15 protein-coding genes are annotated in these 20,952 nt (G+C 68.7%); 10 read left to right on the forward strand and 5 right to left on the reverse strand.

The window, feature by feature from the left end; translation table 11 throughout:
• The first annotated feature begins 6 nt into the window (after window positions 1-6).
• The 4 genes from ACTWQR_RS41415 (at window position 7) to ACTWQR_RS41430 (ending at window position 4,854) form a co-directional block, all read left to right on the forward strand.
• On the forward strand, window positions 7-1,284 hold the full coding sequence (locus ACTWQR_RS41415; RefSeq protein ID WP_443232425.1) for an ABC transporter substrate-binding protein: 1,278 nt from the start codon (window positions 7-9) through the stop codon (window positions 1,282-1,284).
• Between the two features lie 4 nt (window positions 1,285-1,288).
• Window positions 1,289-2,272: a carbohydrate ABC transporter permease gene (locus tag ACTWQR_RS41420; RefSeq protein WP_443232426.1), complete on the forward strand. Its 984-nt coding sequence runs from the start codon at window positions 1,289-1,291 to the stop codon at window positions 2,270-2,272.
• A 7-nt stretch (window positions 2,273-2,279) separates the two neighbouring features.
• On the forward strand, window positions 2,280-3,182 hold the full coding sequence (locus tag ACTWQR_RS41425) for a carbohydrate ABC transporter permease (protein ID WP_443232427.1): 903 nt from the start codon (window positions 2,280-2,282) through the stop codon (window positions 3,180-3,182).
• Window positions 3,183-3,252: 70 nt separating this feature from the next.
• Complete coding sequence (locus ACTWQR_RS41430; protein ID WP_443232428.1) at window positions 3,253-4,854, forward strand: glycoside hydrolase family 43 protein; 1,602 nt, start codon at window positions 3,253-3,255, stop codon at window positions 4,852-4,854.
• A gap of 298 nt (window positions 4,855-5,152) precedes the next feature.
• On the opposite strand, the gene ACTWQR_RS41435 is transcribed toward ACTWQR_RS41430, so the two are convergent.
• Window positions 5,153-6,370, reverse strand: a complete 1,218-nt coding sequence (locus tag ACTWQR_RS41435; RefSeq protein WP_443232429.1) for an ROK family protein — start codon at window positions 6,368-6,370, stop codon at window positions 5,153-5,155.
• A 174-nt stretch (window positions 6,371-6,544) separates the two neighbouring features.
• On the opposite strand from ACTWQR_RS41435, the gene ACTWQR_RS41440 reads away from it, so the two are divergent.
• Genes ACTWQR_RS41440 through ACTWQR_RS41465 form a run of 6 tightly spaced genes read left to right on the forward strand, consistent with a single transcriptional unit; the run spans window position 6,545 to window position 15,911 of the window.
• Entirely contained in the window at window positions 6,545-7,894 is a 1,350-nt protein-coding gene (locus ACTWQR_RS41440; protein WP_443232430.1) for an extracellular solute-binding protein, read from the forward strand.
• Entirely contained in the window at window positions 7,891-8,889 is a 999-nt protein-coding gene (locus tag ACTWQR_RS41445) for a carbohydrate ABC transporter permease (RefSeq protein ID WP_443232431.1), read from the forward strand. The genes ACTWQR_RS41440 and ACTWQR_RS41445 overlap by 4 nt, the downstream gene beginning before the upstream one ends.
• The gene (locus ACTWQR_RS41450) at window positions 8,886-9,758 is read left to right on the forward strand and encodes a carbohydrate ABC transporter permease (protein WP_443232432.1); all 873 of its coding nucleotides are present in this window, start codon (window positions 8,886-8,888) and stop codon (window positions 9,756-9,758) included. Before ACTWQR_RS41445 ends, ACTWQR_RS41450 begins: the two co-directional genes overlap by 4 nt.
• A 34-nt stretch (window positions 9,759-9,792) precedes the next feature.
• A complete protein-coding gene (locus tag ACTWQR_RS41455) occupies window positions 9,793-11,325 on the forward strand; it encodes a glycosyl hydrolase family 28 protein (RefSeq protein WP_443232433.1) in 1,533 nt (510 codons plus the stop codon).
• Window positions 11,322-14,654 carry an alginate lyase family protein gene (locus ACTWQR_RS41460; RefSeq protein ID WP_443232434.1) on the forward strand — a complete coding sequence of 1,111 codons (3,333 nt, stop codon included), beginning with the start codon at window positions 11,322-11,324 and terminating at the stop codon, window positions 14,652-14,654. The genes ACTWQR_RS41455 and ACTWQR_RS41460 overlap by 4 nt, the downstream gene beginning before the upstream one ends.
• Before the next feature lie 27 nt (window positions 14,655-14,681).
• Window positions 14,682-15,911: an alginate lyase family protein gene (locus ACTWQR_RS41465; RefSeq protein WP_443232435.1), complete on the forward strand. Its 1,230-nt coding sequence runs from the start codon at window positions 14,682-14,684 to the stop codon at window positions 15,909-15,911.
• An 81-nt stretch (window positions 15,912-15,992) separates the two neighbouring features.
• On the opposite strand, the gene ACTWQR_RS41470 is transcribed toward ACTWQR_RS41465, so the two are convergent.
• The 4 genes from ACTWQR_RS41470 to ACTWQR_RS41485 all read right to left on the reverse strand — a co-directional run bounded on the left by ACTWQR_RS41470 (window position 15,993) and on the right by ACTWQR_RS41485 (window position 20,950).
• Entirely contained in the window at window positions 15,993-17,861 is a 1,869-nt protein-coding gene (locus ACTWQR_RS41470) for a glycoside hydrolase family 127 protein (RefSeq protein ID WP_443232436.1), read from the reverse strand.
• A 109-nt stretch (window positions 17,862-17,970) separates the two neighbouring features.
• Complete coding sequence (locus ACTWQR_RS41475) at window positions 17,971-19,020, reverse strand: LacI family DNA-binding transcriptional regulator (protein WP_443232437.1); 1,050 nt, start codon at window positions 19,018-19,020, stop codon at window positions 17,971-17,973.
• A 119-nt stretch (window positions 19,021-19,139) separates the two neighbouring features.
• A complete protein-coding gene (locus tag ACTWQR_RS41480; protein WP_443232438.1) occupies window positions 19,140-20,066 on the reverse strand; it encodes a carbohydrate ABC transporter permease in 927 nt (308 codons plus the stop codon).
• Window positions 20,066-20,950 (reverse strand): carbohydrate ABC transporter permease, encoded by an 885-nt coding sequence (locus ACTWQR_RS41485; RefSeq protein ID WP_443232439.1) that lies wholly within the window; start codon window positions 20,948-20,950, stop codon window positions 20,066-20,068. Before ACTWQR_RS41485 ends, ACTWQR_RS41480 begins: the two co-directional genes overlap by 1 nt.
• Window positions 20,951-20,952 lie beyond the last annotated feature (2 nt).

Genomic DNA, 20,952 nt, shown 5'->3' on the forward strand with positions numbered 1-20,952 from the left:
GACGGCATGAAATACCACGCCAGCCAAGGGATTCGGGTGGCCGCCGGCGCCGCGGTCATCGCCCTCACGGCGTCGGCCTGCGGCGGAGGTTCCTCCGACAGTGCCGACGGCACGGTCACGCTGACCGTCACGACCCAGGTCGACTACGGCTACCGGGACCTCTACAAGGAGTACGAGAAGAGCCACCCCGGCGTAAAGATCAAGGAAGTCCTCATCGAGGACCTGCCGAAGAAGCTCGTCACCCAGCTCGCCGCGAACCGCGGAGCGAGCGACGTGGTGGGCCTCGGTGACGACACCATCGGCAAGTTCAAGCCCAGCCACCAGCGCTTTCTCAACCTCGCCGACCACGGCGTCAACAACACCGACGACCCGTGGGTGAAGTGGGCGTACGACTACGGCACGGTCGAGAACGGCAAGTACGTCATGGGGATGCGCACCGACATCGGCGGTCTCGGCATCTGCTACCGCACCGACCTGTTCAAGGAGGCCGGACTGCCCACCGACCCCGAGCAGGTCGGCAAGCTCTGGCCCACCTGGGACGAGTTCACCGAGACCGGTGAGAAGTTCCGGTCCAAGGTGAAGAACGCCTCCTTCACGGCCAATACCGGTGATGTCTGGGTGGGCATGGGCAACCAGCACAAGGAGACCTTCTTCGCCGAGTCCGACGACTCCTTCATCGCGGACGAGAACACCACGCTCAAGCAGGACTTCCTGACCGCCGCGAACATGTCCGTGGAGAAAGTCAGCGGCGGATACCCGCCCTTCACGCCGGAAATGGCGAACGCCCTGAAGACCGGCAAGGCGGCAACCGCTGTCTGCCCCGCCTGGAAGCTCGACCGCACCAAGGAGGCCTCAGGACCGGACAACACCGGCAAGTGGTCCGTGGCCGCGGCCCCGCAGGGCGGCAACTGGGGCGGCTCCTACCTCCTGGTGCCCAAGCAGTCCAAGCACCCGAAGGAAGCCGTCGAGCTGGCCCGCTGGCTGACCTCCTCCGAGGTCCAGAAGAAGCTGTTCCTCTCCAAGGGCTACCTCTCCAGCCACCCCGCGGTCTACAACGACCCCGAGGTACAGGCGAAGAAGGACCCGTACTTCTCCGACGCCCCCACCGGCAAGATCTTCGCCGAGGCCGTCGACAAGATGGAACCCATCTACCGCGGCACCAAGGACAGCGATGTCGCGTCCTCCTTCATGAACGCGCTGCTCCGCGTCGAACAGGGCAAGCAGAAGCCGGAGGCCGCCTGGGACCAGGCGATCGACGATGCCGAGAAGGTCGCGGGGGAATGACCCGATGACGGTCACCGAGACCCGCCCCGGGACGGAGGCTCCCATCGCCTCCGGCCCGGGGCGGCACCACCGCCGCCGGGCCTGGCGCTCCCGCCTCACCCGCTTCGACCTGCGCTGCACGCCGTACCTGTTCATCCTGCCGTTCTTCGTGATCTTCGGTGTCTTCGCGCTCTGGCCGCTGCTCTACACGGGCTGGATGTCGTTCCACGACTGGGCGATCATCGAAGGCGACCAGGGCTGGGCGGGCCTCGGCAACTACCAGGACCTGTTCGCCGACGAGTACTTCTGGAACGCCCTGCTCAACACCGGGCTCCTGCTGGTGCTCGGCACCGGCGGCGAACTGGCGGTGGCACTGTGGCTGGCGGCCCTCCTCAACCGGAAGCTCAGCGGCAGCGCGATCTGGCGGGCGGGCGTCGTGCTCCCGCACATCGTCTCCGTGGTCGCCGTCAGCCTCGTCTTCGCCCAGCTCTTCGGCTTCCAGACCGGCATCTTCAACGATGTGCTGGGTCTGGTGGGCATCGACCGGATCAACTGGCAGGCGAACCGCTGGTCCGCCATCATCGCCGTCTCGACGATCATCATCTGGCGCTGGGCCGGCTACTTCGGGCTGATCTTCCTCGCCGCGATGCAGGGTGTCCCGCGCGAGCTCCACGAGGCCGCGATGATCGACGGAGCCTCGCAGCGGCGCGTCTTCTGGTCGATCACCGTGCCCTCGATCCGCCCCACGATCATCTTCAGCGTCGTCATGTCGACCATCATCGGCATGCAGACCTTCGCCGAACCCCAACTCTTCGACGTCCAGGGCACGGAGGGGACGGGCGGCAGCGACCGGCAGTTCCAGACGCTGATGATGTACCTCTACGAGAAGGGCTTCCGCGAGTTCAACGCGGGCTACGCCGCCACGCTCGCGTGGGTGATGTTCCTGCTCATCGCCATCGTCTCCGGCATCAACTACGCGCTGTCGCGGCGCATCGCATCGAAGGACTGATGCCGTCATGGCCCTCGCCCTGCGCACCGCACCCAAATCCGGCGCATCCAAATCCGGCGCACCCAAGTTCCGCCCGGGCCCCGACCAGACGGGCCGCCGGCCCGGCTACCTCATCTACGCCGCCCTGGTCGGCGCCCTGGCCGCCTCGCTCTTCCCCCTCTACTACTCCTTCATCCTGCCCACCCGCGACAACTCGGCGATCGGCGACTCGCTGCTCACCCTCACGCCGGGCGGCAACCTGTTCCACAACATCCAGCGGGTCTACGACACCGTCGACTTCTGGCTGGCGCTGCGCAACTCGATGATCATCTCGACGACGGTCACGGTGTGCTGCGTACTGCTCGCCTCGCTCGCCGGATTCGCCTTCGCCAAGCTGCCGTTCCGCGGCCGCAACGCGCTGTTCGTGGCGGTCGTGATCACCGCGATGCTGCCGACCCAGCTCGGCATGATCCCGCTGTACATGCTGATGGGTGACCTGGGCTGGATCGCCACGCTCCAGGCCGTCATCGTCCCGGCACTCGTCAACGCCTTCGCCGTCTTCTGGATGCGGCAGGCCTGCGACGAGTCCGTGCCGTACGAACTCGTCGAGGCCGCACGCGTCGACGGCTGCTCCACGCTCGGCATCTTCTGGCACGTGGCGCTGCCCGCGATCCGCCCGCAGGCCGCAGTGCTGGCCATGTTCACCTTCATGGCCAGCTGGAACGACTTCATGTGGCCGCTGATCGTGCTCGACCCGTCGGTGACGCCGACCGTGCAGACCGCGCTGTCCTCACTGGCCAGCGGCTACGCCCTCGACTACACGCTGATCCTCTCCGGCGCCGCCATCGGCGTGCTGCCGCTGCTCGTCGTCTTCCTCCTGCTCTCCCGGCAGATCGTCGCCGGTGTGATGCAGGGCGCCGTCAAGGGCTGACCCCACGACACCCCAGGGCCGTCGAGGTCCGTCCCCGCTACCCCCACCTACCCTGTGTGAAAGGACCTGCATGACCGCGGGCCACATCCGCAACCCCGTGCTGCCCGGATTCCACCCGGATCCCAGCATCGTGCGCGTCGGCGCGGAGTACTTCCTCGCCACCTCCACCTTCGAATGGTTTCCGGGCGTGCCCGTGCACCGCTCGACGGATCTCGCCAACTGGGAGCCGGCCGGCCACATCCTGGACCGCCCCGACCTCCTCGACCTGCGCGGAGTCGCCGACTCGGCAGGCGTGTGGGCGCCCTCACTCTCGTACCACGAGGGGCAGTTCTGGCTGGTCTACAGCATCGTGCGGACCATCGGGCAGCCGTACAAGGATCTCGACAACTACCTGATCACGTCCCCGTCGATCGACGGCCCGTGGTCGGAGCCGGTGTTCCTGAACTCCTCGGGCTTCGACCCGTCCTTCTTCCACGACGAGGACGGCCGCAGCTGGCTGCTCAACATCCAGTGGGACCCGCGCGAGGGTAAGCCCTCCTTCGCCGGGATCGTGCTCCAGGAGTACGACGCCGACAAGCGGGCCCTGATCGGGCAGCCGCGCACGATCCTCACGAACGAGGAGCTGATCGAGGGGCCCAACGTCTACCGGCGGGGCGGCTGGTACTACCTGATGCTCGCCGAGGGCGGCACCGGCTGGAACCACGGCATCCTGATGGCCCGCTCGCGCGAACTGACCGGGCCGTACGAACTCGACCCGCACGGCTCGCTGTTGACGACCCGTGATGTTCCGGACTGGCCCTTGCAGAAGGCGGGCCACGGAGAACTGGTCGAGACGCCGGAGGGGGAGTGGTACCTCGCCCACCTGGCCTCCCGGCCCGTACAGACGCCCGACGGACCGCGCTGCGTCCTGGGCCGGGAGACCTGCCTGCAACGCGTGACGTGGACGGACGACGGCTGGCTGCGGCTGGCCGACGGAGGGCGGCGGCCGAGCGTGGAGGTCCCGGCACCCACGGGGGTGGAGCCGGGACCGGCCGTCGTGCCTGTGGCGCACGACGACTTCAACTCGCCTGTCCTGGGCGGACATTGGAGTACGCTCCGGGTGCCCGCGACCGCCGACTGGCTGACCCTCGGCGAACGTCCCGGGCATCTGCGGCTGCGCGGCCGGCAGAGCACGCACTCGCGGTTCGACCAGAGCCTGGTCGCGCGCCGGCTCACCTCGCTGCGGTCCGAGGTGACGACGGTCGTCGACTTCAGACCCTCCCATTTCAGCCAACTCGCGGGACTCATCTGCTGGTACGACACCTCGACGCACTACTACCTGCGCCTCACGCACGTCGAGGGCAGGGGCCGCGTCCTGGGTGTGGTCCTCACCGACAACGGTGTCTACGGGGAGCTGTCCGACAGCGAACTCACCACGGACGACTGGCCGTTGGTGCACCTCCGAGCCCGCTTCGACGGTGCGGAACTCCGTTTCTCCGCGTCGCCGGACGGCACGGACTGGCATCCCGTGGGCCCGCCCCTGGACGCGAGCAAGCTCTCCGACGACTACGGGGACCTGTTGCGGTTCACGGGCACGTTCGTCGGGGTCTGCGCTCAGGACCTGGGCGGGACCCGTGCCCCGGCCGACTTCGACTGGTTCGAGGTGCGGGATCTGGAGGGCGGCCAGGAGTAACGGTCGGGAGTAGGGGCGCGAACGGTAGGAGCGGGCAGTTCGGCGGTCGGCGGCAGTGGTACGTCGCTGACCGCCGCGTTGCGTTTCCACGTGCCCGAGGGTCCGCGGACCCTTCCGAGAGGGCCTTCCTGGCCTTCCGAGGCGCCTTTGGACGGGCGGGCATCGCGTCCGGCGACCTTTGCCGTCGAAGCGCGTCACGCGGGCGCCGCGGTGGGTGTCGGAGTGGATACCGGAGTGGGTGTCGGGGCCGGTGCCAAGGCCCCCGGGTGAGGCCCCGTGCCGGCGGCCGTGTGACACGTCATGCGGTGACTCCGTTCATGTCGACGCGGTTGAGCGCGGCGGCCAGGTCCGGCGTTTCGCTGAGGACGAGCGCGGCGCCGCCCAGCGCGCCGATTCGCGCCCCGAGCCCCAACTCGGCAGGAACGAGGTCCACTTCGCGCACGAGGGGCAGGGCGTGGCGGCGTACCGCGGTGCGCATCGGGGTGAGGAGTACCTCCCCGGCCCGGGAGAGTTCGCCGCCCACCACGATGCGCTCGGGGTCGAGCAGATTGCACAGGTTGGCGAGGACCTGGCCGACGACGCTGCCGATCTCGGCGAACACGGTCTCGCCCGCGCGGTCCCCGGCCGCGGTGCGGGCCAGTATCTCGTCGAGCCCGGTGTCGGCGCCGAACACCGGCCGCAGCGCGGCGAGTACGGCGGGGAGCCCGGCGTGCAGCACCAGGCAGCCGCGGTTGCCGCAGCGGCAGGCCGGCCCGTCGACGCGCACGGAGACGTGGCCCAGTTCGCCCGCGGCGCCGACCGCCCCGCGGTGGAGCCGGCCGTCCAGGATCAGGGCCGAGCCGATGCCGCTGGACAGGCCGAAGTAGAGCAGGTTCGCCACTCCGCGTCCGGCGCCCCAGCGGGCCTCGGCAACACCTTCGAGCCGGGTGTTGTTCGCCACGGTGACCGGCAGGCCGAGCGCCCGCTCGAACTCCTCGACGGCGGGCACATGCGACCAGGGCTGTCCCGGCAGCGACACCCCGACGACTCCGGTCTCGCGGTGGACGGGCCCGGGGACGCCCACACCGACACCGATGACCCGCTCCCTGCCCAACTCCTGCTCATCCAGCAGCCGTTGAAGGATCGCCGCACCGGCCGCGATCCGCTCGGCCGGCCCGGTACCGGGATCCACGGCCGTACCGGCGCTCGCGAACTCCCCGGCGGCCAGATCGCAGAGATGGACCCAGACGCCGTCGAAGGTGTGGTTCATTCCGGCCACGACGGCGGCGCGCGGATTGACGGACAGCAGGTCACCGGCCCGGCCGTCCAGATCGACAACCGGTTTCTCCCCGGTCTTGACGACCAGCCCGCGCGTCATCAGCTCGTCGGCGATCGTCGACACCGTGGTGCGGGAGACGCCTGCCTGCCGTGCCAGTGCGGCCCGGTGTAATGGGCCCTGGGCCAGAAGCAGCGCCAGGAGCTGCTCTTGGTTCGTCCGTCGCAGGCTCCGCAGTGACCCTCCGGACCTCTGGTTCATGACGTCGAGGTTACCCATTCTTTTCGAAAGTTCGTCAAGACTCTTGACGCAGTTTCCGGACAGGAAGAAGCTCTGCCCACCCGCTTATGACAACCGGTTGCCGTGCAGGCTCCACCAGCCGCACTTGCCGAACTCTCCGTTCCCACACGATCCGAAGCAGGAGGTGAGCCGTTGATGGGCTCCCACCCCGGTCCTCCCCTGGGCCGACGCCGGTTCCTCGCTCTGTCGGCGGGTGGCGCCGCGGCCGGAGCGGCAACGCTGAGCGGCTGCGCTCTGAAGGTGGCCGGCGCCGCGACCGGCGGCGGCGAGAGCATCACGATGATGGTCAAGCTCGACGACATCTCCGCGGAGCTGATCCAGCAGGCTCAGAAGGAACTCGGCATCAGGATCACCGTGGTGCAGGACGACATCACCCGGCTGATCGCGATGCTCACCAACGGCAAGCCGCCGGACCTGGTCCGCGGCCTGGGTGCCCTGGACGCTCCGTACTTCGCCGCCCGGGGCGTGGCCGAGGACCTGGACCCGTACTTCGCCAAGTCGACCATCCTCAAGACCGACGACCTGGACCCGGCCAACGACGTGTGGCGGTTCGACGGCACGACCCAGGGCAAGGGCCCCCGCTACGGCATGGCGAAGGACTTCTCCCAGGACGCGATGTTCTGGTACAACACCGCGCTCTTCGACAAGGCGGGCGTCGACTACCCCTCCGAGACCGAGCCGATCACGTACGAGGAGTGGCTGGAGAACGCCAAGCGCCTGGTCCAGCGCAAGAACGGCCAGACCACCGTGTACGGCGGCAGCTACAACGGCGTCAACCTCACCGTCCTCCTGACGAACCTGACCGCCGCCGCCGGAGGCAGCCTCTTCTCCGAGGACTTCACCCGGGTCGACTTCACCACCCCCGAGGCCCGCAAGGCCCTGACCTGGTACGTGGACTACGCCAAGACCAGGGTCGGGCCGAGCCTCATCCAGCCCAACCCCGACACCTGGGACGGTCCCACCTACGTCGCGAACCGCATGGCCATGTCCGGCAACGGCTACTGGCTCGGGGGCATGATCAACGGAGACCCGAAGGTGGCGGAGGTGTCTCGCCTCGCCCCCGCTCCCGTCTTCGAGGGTGGCCCGCGGCTCAGCTCCTGCCAGGCCGGCACCGGCATGTGGATGCCCAAGAAGGCGCGGAACAAGGACGCCGCCTGGCGGGTCTTCGAGTGGTTCTTCGGCGAAGGGCCGGCCAAGGCGCGCGCGGAGGGCGGCTGGGGGATACCGACGCTCAAGTCGCTGCGCCCGCTGATGCCGCGGAAGGAGGACTACCAGAAGCGTGTCCTCGAGGTGCAGGAGGCCGAGCTGGAGCACTTCTCGGTGACGCCTTTCACCCCCTACGTCAAGACCGAAGCCATCGACGCCCTCATCAACCAGATCATTCCGGCCGCGATGAACGGCCAGATCTCCGTCGACACCCTCGCGGGACGCCTCAACTCGTCCGTCAACGACCAGATGAAGCGCGGTAAGGAGCAGGTGGGATGACAGTCGACCAGATCCCCTCCGTCACGGAGCAGCCCCGGGCCGCCGCGCGCACCGGCGCCCCGCGCTCCGGCGACCTGCCCCGGACCTCCATGACCGCACGCCGGCACCGGGCGTTCTACCTGTTCACCTCGCCCTGGATCATCGGTTTCCTGCTGCTGACCGTCGGCCCGATGCTGTACGCGCTGTGGCTGAGCTTCACCACCTTCGACGGCATCTCCCCCAACTGGAGCTACGTCGGGTTCGGCAACTACCGTGAGCTGCTTTCCGACTCGGTGACCTGGGACTCCCTGGGGCGCACCGGCCTGTTCGCCATCACCTCGGTACCGCTGTCGATCATCGCGGGTCTCGGCCTCGCGGTCCTGGTCAACCGCCCGCTCAAGGCGCGCGGACTGTGGCGCACCCTGCTCTATCTGCCGGCCGTCGTACCGCCGGTGGGCGCGGGTCTCATCTTCAAGCAGCTCTTCAACCGGGACTCCGGCGCCACCAACGGCATCCTGAGCTTCGTCGGCATCGACGCCATCGCCTGGCTCGACGACCCCTACGCCCGCTACGTGATCCTGATGGCGGTGCTGTGGGGCGCCGGCAACGTCATGATCATCTCGCTGGCCGGGCTCCAGGACGTGCCCCGCGAGCTCCATGAGGCGGCCCGGATCGACGGCGCGAGCGCCTGGCGGACCTTCCGCAGCATCACCGTGCCGCTGCTGTCGCCGGTACTGCTCTTCCAGACCGTGACCGGGATGATCGCCTCGGTGCAGACCATCATGCCGATGCTGCTCGCCGCGGACGCCAGCCCCAAGGGCATCACCTCGATCCCGCAGTCCAACTACATGTACATGATGCACGTGTTCGCGGAGTACTTCGCGCTCGGCCGCTACGGCTACGCCTCCGCGCTCTTGTGGGTGCTCTTCGTCCTGATCCTCATCGCGACCGGCCTGATCTTCAAGTTCACGTCCGGTGTGGTGTTCTACAACGTCGACCCGGAGGCGAAGAAGTGACCGCCACCACCGTGACCCCCAAGGTGCCCAAGTCCGACACCCGTGTCCGGGTGCGCGCGTCCCGCCTCGTCCTCTACACCGTCCTCGTCGTGATCACCGGACTGATGCTCGGGCCCTTCGGCTGGCTGATCATCACGGGTCTGAAGACCACGCCGGAACTGGCGGCCTCCCCGGTGCACTGGCTGCCCGACCAGGTGCAGTGGCACAACTTCGCCGATGCCTTCACCAACATCGAATTCCTCGGCTACGCCCGCAACTCCCTCATCATCGCCTTCATCTACGCCACGCTGGTCACCCTGAGTTCCGCCTGGGTCGGCTTCGGGTTCGCCCGCCTGAACGCTCCTGGCAAGAAGGTCCTGTTCGGCGTGCTGCTCGGCTCGATGATGCTGCCGCAGATGATCACGCTCTTCCCGACATACCTCATCTTCGCGAAGCTCGGCATGGTCGACACCTACTGGCCGTGGGTGCTGTGGGGGCTGGCGGCCGCTCCGTATCTGGTCTTCCTGTTCCGGCAGTTCTTCGCCGGGATGCCCCGGGAGCTGGAGGAGGCCGCGATCATCGACGGCTGTAGCTACCCCACGATCTTCTGGCGGATCTTCCTGCCGCAGTCCTGGCCGGTCCTGGCCGCGAGCTTCGTGATCGCCTTCACCTGGACCTGGGGCGACTTCATCGCCCCCATGCTGCTCCTGTCCAGCGACCGCACCACGCTCTCGGTGGCCATCATGACCTCCTATGTGACGGAGGGCGGGATGCCCGTCAACAACCTCCTGGCCGCCGGCTCCGTCATGTACGTCGTCCCCATCCTGCTGATCTTCCTCGTCGCCCAGCGCGGTTTCGTCGCCGGGATGTCCACGACCGGACTGAAGTAGTCCCTCTTACCGAACCTTTTGCAAGGAGTTACGCATGAACGCGCCCCTGTCACGCCGAACCACCCTCCAGGCCGCCGGTGTCATCGCTGCCGCCGGCTTGGCCGGCAGCATCGCCGGCACCGCACAGGCCGCCACGGCGGATGAGACCGGCACCACCGGCGACAGTGTGGTCATCCACCCGACGCTTCCGAAGGTGCCTGTCAACAACTCCTTCACCGTCAAGGTCCGGCCGCTCGGCGGCACCTGGCAGAAGCTCGGCGTCTACCTCGCCAAGCTCGCACTGATCGACCCGAACACCGGCAGCAACAAGGCCCAGAACTCCTCCTGGGCCGCCTTCGACTTCTCCGGCACCGTCGAGGTCGAGGTCACGTACAACCCGGGCGGCGGCGAGAAGGTCCGCATCCGCCCGGACTCGTACGGCATCAAGCCCGAGGTGCTCGGCAGCACCGCGCGCTTCACCCTGGACCAGCCCCGCAACCTGGTCGTCCAGATCGACGACAAGACCTTTGACTGCCTGCACCTGTTCGCGAACCCGCTCGAGAAGGACGTGCCCGCCGAGGGCGACAAGAAGGTCATGTACTTCGGGCCCGGTTTCCACACTCCCACCGACAAGTTTTTGAAGGTGCCCAGCAACACCACTGTCTACCTGGCCCCCGGTGCGGTCCTCAACGCACACGTGAACATCGAGGGGGTGGAGAACTCCCGGGTGATCGGCCGCGGCGTGCTCTACGACTCCCCCGTCGGCGCGATGTTCATCCGCAAGTGCGAGAACATCACGATCGACGGCATCACGATCCTCAACCCCCGGTACGAGAACGTCAGGGTCGCCGAGTCCCAGAACATCACCATCGAGAACCTGCGCGCCTTCAGCCACCAGGGCTGGGGCGACGGCATCCAGCTCTACTGCTCCGAGAACATCACGGTCGACGGCTGCTTCCTGCGCACCTCGGACGACTGCGTCGCCCTCTACACCCACCGCTGGGACTTCTTCGGCGACACCCGCAACATCACGGTCAAGAACTGCTCCCTCTGGGCCGACGTCGCGCACCCGATCAACATCGGCGTACACGGCAACTCCGACAACCCCGAGATGCTGGAGAACCTGACCTACGAGAACATCGACATCCTCGACCACCGCGAGCCGCAGGTGACCTACCAGGGCGCCATCGCCTTCATGGTCGGCGACAGCAACATCGTCCGGGACGTCAAGTTCGACAACATCCGCGTGGAGGACTTCCGCTGGGGCCAGCTCGTCCACATGCGAGTCGAGTACAACCCGAAGTACAACACCTCGGCCGGCCGCGCCATCGAGAACGTCTACATCAAGGACCTCAGCTACAACGGCAAGAACGCCGACCTCTCGATCATCGCCGGCCTCGACGCGGACCACGCGATCAAGGACGTCACCTTCGAGAACCTCCGCGTCAACGGCAGGGTGATCGCCGACAGCACGGGCAAGCCGAGGTGGTACCTGGCCTCGGACGGCGTGCCCATGTTCGTCAACGAGCACGTGACGAACCTCAAGTTCCTCACCACCGCCGAGGCCGAGGCGGCCGCCGCGTCATGATCACTTCTGCTCCGAGTCGCCGGAACTTCCTCGGCGGCACGGCGGCCCTGCTGCTGGTGGCGGGCGCGAGCGGACTGCTCGCGCCCGGCACCGCCCGGGCGGCCGGCCACCAGACCAGTCGCACTCAGTTCACACACCCCGGCCTACTGCATACAGCCGACGACATAGCGCGTATGAAGGCCGCCGTCGCCGCCAAGGAATCCCCGGTCCACGACGGCTACCTCGCGCTCGCCGCCCACGCGCGCTCGAAGGCCACCTACGCCATCCAGAACACCGGCCAGATCACCTCCTGGGGCCGCGGCCCCACCAACTTCCAGAACCAGGCGGTCGCCGACTCGGCCGCCGCCTACCAGACCGCGCTCATGTGGTGCATCACCGGTGAGCGTGCCTACGCCGACAAGTCCCGCGACATCCTCAACGCCTGGTCGGCATCCCTGACGACCGTCACCGGTGCCGACGGGCCGCTCGGCGCGGGCCTCCAGGTCTTCAAGTTCGTCAACGCCGCCGAACTGCTGCGGCACAGCGGCTACGACGGCTGGGCGAAGGAGGACATCGCGCGCTGCGAGGAGTCCTTCCTGCGCGTCTGGTATCCGGCGATCTCCGGCTACATGCTCTACGCCAACGGCAACTGGGACCTGACGTCCGTCCAGTCGATCCTGGCCATCGGCGTGTTCTGCGAGGAGCCCACCCTCTTCGAGGACGCGTTGCGCTTCGCCGCCGCCGGCGCGGGCAACGGCAGCGTCCAGGGCCGCATCGTCACCGACGCAGGCCAGGGCCAGGAGAGCGGCCGCGACCAGGGCCACGAACAGCTCGCGGTCGGCCTGCACGCCGACGCTGCACAGGTCGCCTGGAACCAGGGCGTCGACCTGTGGGGCTTCGACGACAACCGCCTCCTCGCGAACGCCGAGTACGCCGCCCGCTACAACCTCGGCGGCGACGTCCCCTTCACCCCCGACCTGGACCGCACGGGCAAGTACATCAAGACGTCCGTCTCGGAGAAGGTGCGCGGCAACATCCCGCCGATCTACGAGATGGCGTACGCGCACTACGCCGGTGTACGCGGCCTCGACGCCCCGTACACGAAGAACGTCCTCTTCCGTGGCGCGGGCGGCACCCGCGTGGTGGAGGGCAGCAACGACGACCTGCCGAGCTGGGGCACCCTCACCTACGCGGGCGCGAAGGCCTCGCCCGCCGCGCCCAAGGCCCCGGCGGGAGTCACCGCGGTGGGGCAGGACGACGGCGTCACGGTGTCCTGGGTGCCCTCCGCGTGGGCGAGCAGCTACACCGTCGAGCGGTCGACCAAGCCGGAAGGGCCGTACGAGCCCCTCGCGTCCGGTATCGACAAGGCGACCCACAAGGACCGCGACGTGCGCGCGGGTCGCACCTACTACTACTCGGTCATCGCCGCCAACTCGCAAGGAAAGAGCGGCAGTTCGAGCCGGACGGCGGCAACCGCGGGACTCCCGGAGCCCTGGTCCACGCGGGATGTGGGTGACGTACGCATCCCGGGCTCCGCCTACTTCGACGGCGAGCGCTTCCTGCTGGAGGCGAGCGGCACAGCGGACACGTACCGCCTGGCCCATCTGCCGCTGCGCGGCGACGGCACCATCACCGCGCGGATCGTGTGGCCGCTCAGCTCGCAGTACTCCAAGATCGGCGTCACCCTGCGCAGCTCTCCCTCGGAGGGTGACGCCCCGCACGCCTCGATGCTCATCCAGGGGCTTCCGCTGCACACCTGGAGCGGCGTGTGGACCGTACGCCCGAAGTCGGGAGCGTCCGTCTCCGCGACCGGCAGCACTCCCGTGCCGCCCACCCAGCAGCAGGCGATCACCAGCAAGGCGTCGTTCCCGATCTCCGACCTCGGGAAGCTTCCGGAGTCGGCGACACCCATCGAAGCCCCCTACGTGGAGGGCGCGGGCGACGGCTACCGAATGCGCATGCCGTACTGGGTGCGTGTCACCCGCAAGGGCCGCCGCTGCACCGGGGCCATCTCCCCGGACGGCAAGAGCTGGACCGAAGTCGGCTCCACCGAGGTCGAGTTGGGGCAGACAGCGTACGCGGGCCTCGCCCTCACCTCCTGCCTCGGCGTCGACGAGTCGTACGCCGAGACCGGCACCGGCGCCTTCGACAACGTCAGCGTGACCTCCACGTCCGGTGAGGTCTGGACCGTGCCGCGTCCCACCCGCACCGCCGGCGACCTGCGGGCGACCGCGGGCGCCGACGCGGTGGAACTGGCCTGGACCGACCCCGACCTCTCCGCCCGGTACAAGGTGCTGCGGGCGACCGACGCAGACGGCCCCTATGTGACCGTCGGGACCGACGTCGGCCCGGTCGGGTTCGGCACCCGCATCCGGTACGTGGACGCCACCGGGCGGCCCGGCACGACGTACCACTACGCCGTCGCCAAGACCAACCGCGGCGGACGCGGCCCGCTGTCCGAACCCGCCACCGCCAAGATGCCGAGCCCTTCGGCGCCACAACTCACCTCCGCGACCACCGTGTTCGCGAACAAGGGCGTCACCTTCCGGCACCTGCTGCGGGCCTCGCACGAGCCCGTACGGTTCACCGCGGCCGGCCTGCCCGACGGACTGCGCCTCGACAAGCGCACAGGCTGGGTCTCCGGAACACCCACCGAGACCGGCGAGTTCACCGTCACCACCACCGCGGGCAACGCCGCAGGTGACGGAACCGGCACGCTCAAGCTCACGGTCGGCACACCGCCGCCCGACCCCTGGAGGTACGGCGACCTCGGTGACGTGGTCCTCGACGACCGGGAGTTCGGGACGTTCGGCGTGGTGGCTGTGCGAACCCCCGGCAGCACGGCGTACGAGGACGGGACCCTCGTCGTCCGCGGTGCCGGGACCGACCTGACCGTCAACAACCAAGGAATGACAGGGCAGTTCGTACGTCGCTCGATCACCGGCGACAGCGAGATCACCGCCCGGCTCGTCTCCCGCGAAGGCGCGAGCGGCGACCGGGCCGGGCTGCTGATGGCCAAGTCGCTGTCACCGTTCGACCAGGCGGCCGGAGCGATCGTCACGGGCGGGACCGCCGCCCAGCTGATGCTCCGTACGACCGTGGCCGGACGGTCGGCGTTCACGGGCAACGGCACGGTCACCGCCCCCTGTCTGCTGCGGCTGAAGCGCACTGGGACCGCCTTCACCGCGGCCGTCTCCACCGATGACGGCGCCACCTGGACGACTCTCGCCACAGGCGAGATCCCCGGCTTCGGTGACGCCCCCTACTACGTGGGCCTCGTGGTCTGCTCCCGCAACCCCCTGGCCCACAGCACCGCGCGATTCAGCGAGGTGAGCATCACCCCCATGTAGATCCCCACGGGATTGGAGATGCACCACATGAGCCGCACTTCCCCCCACCAGCCGGAGTTGAGCCGCCGCGGTCTTCTGAAGACCGCCGGCGGTCTCACCGCCGCCCTCGCCGTCGGCGCCTCGGCCACCGCCCTCACGGGCACGGCCGAGGCCGCCCCGGCGACCTTCACCCACCCGGGCATGCTGCACGCCTACGGTGAACTCAACCGCGCCAAAGTACGGGTGAACGACGGCGCCCAGCCGTGGCTGTCCGGCTGGCAGCGCCTGACCGCCAACGGCCACTCCGCGAGCACCTGGCAGCCCAATCCGCAGGCCACGATCATCCGCGGCGGCGACGGCCAGAACTACGGGATCCTGTACAACGACATCCACGCCGCCTACCAGAACGCCCTGCGCTGGCACATCGGCGGGACCAGGGCGAACGCCGACGCGGCCGTCAGGATCCTCAACGCCTGGTCGTCCACCCTCACCACCGTCACGGGCAACGCGGACCGCTTCCTGGCCGCCGGGATCTACGGTTACCAGTTCGCGAACGCCGCCGAACTCATGCGCGGCTACAGCGGGTTCGACCTCGAGCGGTTCAAGACGATGATGCTCAACGTCTTCTACCCGCTCAACAACCAGTTCCTGAACAACCACAACGACGCCTGCATCACCAACTACTGGGCGAACTGGGACCTGTGCAACATGAACTCGATCCTCGCGATCGGGATCCTGTGCGACGACGGGGTCAAGTACGACCAGGCCGTGAACTACTTCAAGAACGGCGCCGGCAATGGCTCCATCCGGAACGCCGTGCCGTTCCTGCACCCGGACAACCTCGGCCAGTGGCAGGAGTCGGGCCGCGACCAGGGGCACACCATGATGGGCATGGGCCAGATGGGCGCCTTCTGCGAGATGGCCTGGTCCCAGGGCGAGGACCTGTACGGCTACGACAACAACCGGTTCATGAAGGCCGCCCAGTACGTCGCCAAGTACAACCTCGGCCAGAACGTCCCCTTCACCACCTACACCTGGGGCACCGGCCAGAACTGCGCCCAGCAGTCGCAGACCGTCATCTCCTCGGCGGGCCGCGGGCAGGCCAGGCCGGTGTGGGACATCCTGCACTACCACTACGCCCGCCGACGCGGGCTGTCCGTCCCGTACATCACCGCCATGGCCGAGAGCGTGCGGCCCGAGGGCGGCGGAGGTGACTACGGTCCCGACAGCGGCGGTTTCGACCAGCTCGGGTTCGGGACGCTGATGTACGCCAAGTAGGCGCCGAGGCGCCGAGTCGGGGCCGGTCTCCCTGGAGGGGGACCGGCCCCATTCGTCACTTCACAGCCGGTGCAACCGGCGTCACGGCTGACGCACCGGAATCCACACCCGCATCGCCCCGTCCGCCCGGTTGGCCCACAAGTGGTACGGCACAGCCGTCAGCGTCACCGGCGAACCGTCGGGCCGGTGACGGCCGCGTGCGGTCACCACGGTCGTGCCACCGAGCAGTTCCGGACGCGGCTCGGCCGTGAGTGAGGGATCGGCCGCGTCCAGCTCCAAGTCGTCGAAGCGACCGGGCAGTTCGGGGTGGTCCGGCTCCTCCAGGCAGTACACCAGCGGGCCGTACTCGATCGCCGCGCACCCGCGCACCGCGTCCACCCGGGAATCGGGGTGGGTGATCCGGGGCTCGACCGGCAGGTCGAGGACGACCGTGTCACCCGCGCTCCAGCGCCGGGACAGCCGCAGCCAGCCGTCGTCGGGGCGCGTCAAGGGCCTGCCGTCGAGGGCGTACGTCCCCGCCCAGCCCGGAATCCGCAGCGCCAGCCACCACTGCTCGTCGGCCGGCGCCTCCGCCACGGTGACCGTGATCCGGCCGTCGTACGGGTACGCCGTCTCGACCCGGACCGCACCTCCGCCCGCGCGATACAACCCCGTCGCGTACTGGTGCAGTTGGAGCCCCGCCCCGTCACCGCTCGCCACATAGTGGGGGAGCGAGGCGAGCAGCCGCATCACGTTGGGCGGGCAGCAGGCGCAGCGGAACCACGGCGTGCGGCGCGCTGTCTGGTCGCCGCCCCGGTCGGCGTACTCCTCGCGGACCTGGAGCGGATTGACGTACAGCCAGCTGTCGCCGTCGAGGCCGATACCGGAGAGGAAGCCGTTGAACAGCGTCCGCTCCACGAGGTCCGAGTACTTCGCCTCGCCCGTGAGCAGCGCCATCCGCCACGACCACTGGACGGACGCGATCGCCGCGCAGGTCTCGGCGTAGGCGCGGTCCGGCGGCAGCTCGTACGGATCGCCGAACGCCTCGCCGTCGTGGCGCGAGCCGACTCCGCCGGTCAGGTAGGTCTTGGTGGACACCATGGCTTCCCAGAGGCGTTCCATCGCGGCCCGCAGCTCGGGCTCGCCGGTCTCCACCGCCAGGTCGGTGGCGCCCGCGAGGAGATACAGCTGACGGACGGCGTGGCCCACGACCGTACCGGCCTCCCGGACCGGGAGGTGGTCCTGCCAGTAGGCCTGGCCCATGTCACGGTCGTGGCCGCGGTCGACGCCCGCGCTCAGCACGCCGTGGCCGCGCCGGTCGACGAAGTACGAGGCAAGCTTCAGCCAGCGGCGCTCGCCGGTCTCGCGGTACAGCTCGACGAGGGCCGTCTCGATCTCGGGGTGTCCGCACACGCCGTCGATGGACTTGCCAGGGCCGAAGGTCGCGTCGAGGTGGACCGCGAACCGCTCGGCGACATCGAGGAGTTGGCGTCGCCCCGTGGCCCGGTGGTGGGCCACGGCCGCCTGGATCAGGTGGCCGGCGCAGTACAGCTCGTGGCCCCAGCCCAGTTCCTGCCAGCGCAGTTCGGGGTGGGCGACCTGGTAGAAGGTCTGGAGGTAGCCGTCCTCCGTCTGGGCGGCCGCCAGCAGGGACGCCAACTCGTCGATGCGCGCGGCAAGTTCGGTGTCGCCGGGCTCGTCGGCCAGTTGCCAGGACGCGGCCTCCAGCCACTTGTGCACATCCGAGTCCTGGAACTGGAAGTCCCCGGTGAAGCCGTCCTTGCCGTCGGCCGCGGCCCGTAGATTGGCGAGGTTCCCGGCCTCCTCGAGCTTCGACGGGCCCTGGGGGACGCTCACTGCGGCGTTCGTACGCCGCCGCGCCGCCCAGAAGCCGCCCGTGATCCGCGCGTCCGAGGCCGGGCGCAGCGCGGTGTGCGAGCCGTCGGAGAGGCGGATCGGACCGGAAGTCATTGCCATTGGATTCCTTTCGAGGAGACCACAGGCTTCAGCCGATGGGAGGGTCCGCCGTGTCACGACATCAATCTAGAAACCGGTTGCTATGCGGGTCAACAGCTCGCGGTCACCCGCGTTCCCCGCGCGGCGGCGCCGTACTCGCACGCCGCACCAGCCGCGTCGACAGCTCCGTGCGGGTGCTGTCCGGCTGCTCTCCCGCCATCAGCCGCACCAGGAGGCGCACCGCCGTGGCGGCCATCTCGGAGAGGGGCTGGCGCACCGTCGTCACGGCGGGGGTGGCCCAGCGCGCTTCAGGAAGGTCGTCGAAACCGACCACGCTGATGTCGTCCGGCACCCGCAGGCCGCGCAGGGCCAAGGCCTCGTAGACGCCGAGAGCCATCTTGTCCGAGCAGACGAAGACGGCGGTCGGCGGTTCGGGCAGGTCGAGGAGTTCGAGCATCCGGCGGTGCGCGACGGCCTCGTCGAAGTCGCCGAGGCGAAGGTACTCCGGGCGGTGGAGCACGCCCGCCGCGGTGAGCGCGGAGCGGTAGCCGGCGACGCGGGCACCGCTGCAGATCGTGCGCCGGTGGCCGCCGATGACGGCGATGCGTTCATGACCGAGGGACAGGAGGTGTTCCGTGGCGGTGACGCCGCCCTGCCAGTTCGCCGCGCCCACCGACACCACGCCCGGTGGCGGCTCGAGGACCGGGTCGATCATCACGAACGGAATGCGGTGCTGGTCGAGAGCGACGTACTGGGCCGGGGTCAACTGGGCCAGGTTGAAGAGCACTCCGGACGAGCCGCGGGCGGTGAGCTTGTCCAGCCAGCCGTGCTCCGGGCGCCCGCTCCGGGTCCGGGTCAGGCCCGCCGAGACCACCACCTCCAGGCCCGCGTCGTGTGCCGCCTCCTCCACTCCGTGCAGGATGGCGCCCGACCAGGAACTCCGCAGCGAGTGCACGACGAGGTCGACCAGGCGGGGCGCCGCCATCGTCGCGTCGGCCCGGTGTCTGCGCACATAGCCGAGCCGGTCCAGTGCCTCGTTGACCCGGCGGCGCGTCTCCGGCGACACGTCCTGCCGGCCGTTGACCACCTTCGACGCGGTCGGCACGGACACCCCGGCCTCGCGGGCCACGGTCGCCAGCGTGGGACCTGTCGTCGTGCTTGCGTCACGCACCATCGCGGCGATACCTCTCAGGCCCGTCCCGAGGGAGAGCCGAAGCGCGGCCGGCACTGACAGGGCGCCGGTCGCGCCATTGGAATGAGCTGGTGGCTACGTACTACCCGTCGTCCTGACGGTCACTTGAGGGCGCCCAGGGTGACGCCCGACCGCCAGTAGCGGCGCATCGCGACCATCATGATCGCCATCGGCACGATGGACAGCAGCGCTCCGGTCAGCACGAGGCTGGTCAGGTCGACGCCGGACTCCAGCCGCTTGCCGGACCAGTTGTACAGGCCCAGGTTGAGGGTCCAGTTCTCCTCGCCGCGCAGCACGGTCAGCGGGAGGAAGAACGCGTTCCAGGTGTTGACGAACGCGAGCAGGAACACCGTGGCGCCGCCCGTCGTCATCATCCGCAGCACGATGCTGAAGAAGATCCGCAGCTCGCCGGCGCCGTCGATGCGGGCCGCCTCCAGGAGCTCGAAGGGGATCGTGGCCTCGGTGTAGACCTTGGCCAGGTACACGCTGAACGGGTTGATCAGACACGGGATGAGCATCGCCCACGGGGTGTCGACCATCCCGATTTTCGAGAACAGCAGGTACAGCGGCAGGGTCAGCAGGGCGATCGGGATCAGGAACGAGCCCACGACGCACGCGAACACGGCACTGCGGCCCGGAAAGTCGAAGCGGGCCAGGCCATACCCCGTGGCGAGGGCGATGAGGGTGCCGCCGAGCGAGCCGACTCCCGCGTACAGGAACGAGTTGGCGGTCCAGCGCAGGAAGATGCCGTCGTCGTACGTGAACACCTGGTGCAGGTTGTCCCACAGGTGCATGTCGGAGAACCACAGCCCGTTGCTCTGGTACAGCCCCACCCGGTCCTTGGTCGCGGCGATGATCAGCCAGTACACCGGGAACAGGCTGTAGGCGCTGGCCAGGGTCAGACCGACGAGGAGGAAGCGCTGGCCGCCCCGGGAGCGTGCGGCCGGGTCCGGGCGGGTGAGCCGTCGCACGGTGCGCCCGCGGGGTGGCTCGGTGCCCGTCTCCGTGCGGTTTTCCGTCAGTGCCATCAGTCCGCCTCCCTCGAGGTCAGCCGGTAGAAGAGGAAGGACGCGACGCCGAGGAACAGGGCGAGCAGCACCGACAGGGCCGCGGCGTAGTTGTAGTTGCCGGCGTTGAACGCCTGGTTGTAGATGATCATGATTGGGGCGAAGTCGTCGCTGACCGTCTGCGGGGTCACGTTCCGGAACAGTGCGGGCTCGTTGAAGATCTGCAGCATCTGGATGATCGACAGCAGCGCGGTCAGGACGAGCGCGCCGCGCACGAACGGGACCTTGATGCTCCGTGCGATCCGCAGCTCGGACGCGCCGTCCAGCCGGGCGGCTTCGAACAGCTCGCGGGGCACGGACTGGAGCGCCGAGTAGATGATCACCATGTTGTAGCCGATGCCGTGCCAGGTCAGCAGGTTGCCGATGGACGGCCACACCATCGAGGGGGAGAAGAAGTTCCAGTCGAACCCGAACAACTCGCCGAGCGGCGTCAGGGGGCCCACCTCGGGGCTGTACAGGTTGATCCACACGATGGCCGCGACCACCCCGGGGATCATGTACGGGACCAGCAGCAGGATCCGGAACCGGCCGGCCACCTTCGAGGTGACCGCGTCCAGCAGGAGCGCCAGCGCCAGGCTGACGAGCAGCATGAACGGGATCTGGACACAGGCGAACAGGACCACGCGCAGGATGGAGGTCATGAACGTCGAGTCGGTCAGGCCCTGCTGGTAGTTCTCCAGGCCGACGAACTCAGTGGTCCCGCCGCCCAGGCCCAGCCCGGACTGCTTCTTCAGGAACAGCGACTGGTGGATCGCGTAGCCGATCGGAAGCAGGTAGAGGAATACGAAGCCGAGCTGGAAGGGCACCGTGAAGGCGGCACCCTTCCAGCGTTGGGAGCGAATCATCG

It is taken from the genome of Streptomyces sp. 2A115, from assembly GCF_052245575.1.
In the GTDB taxonomy this organism is placed as follows: domain Bacteria; phylum Actinomycetota; class Actinomycetes; order Streptomycetales; family Streptomycetaceae; genus Streptomyces.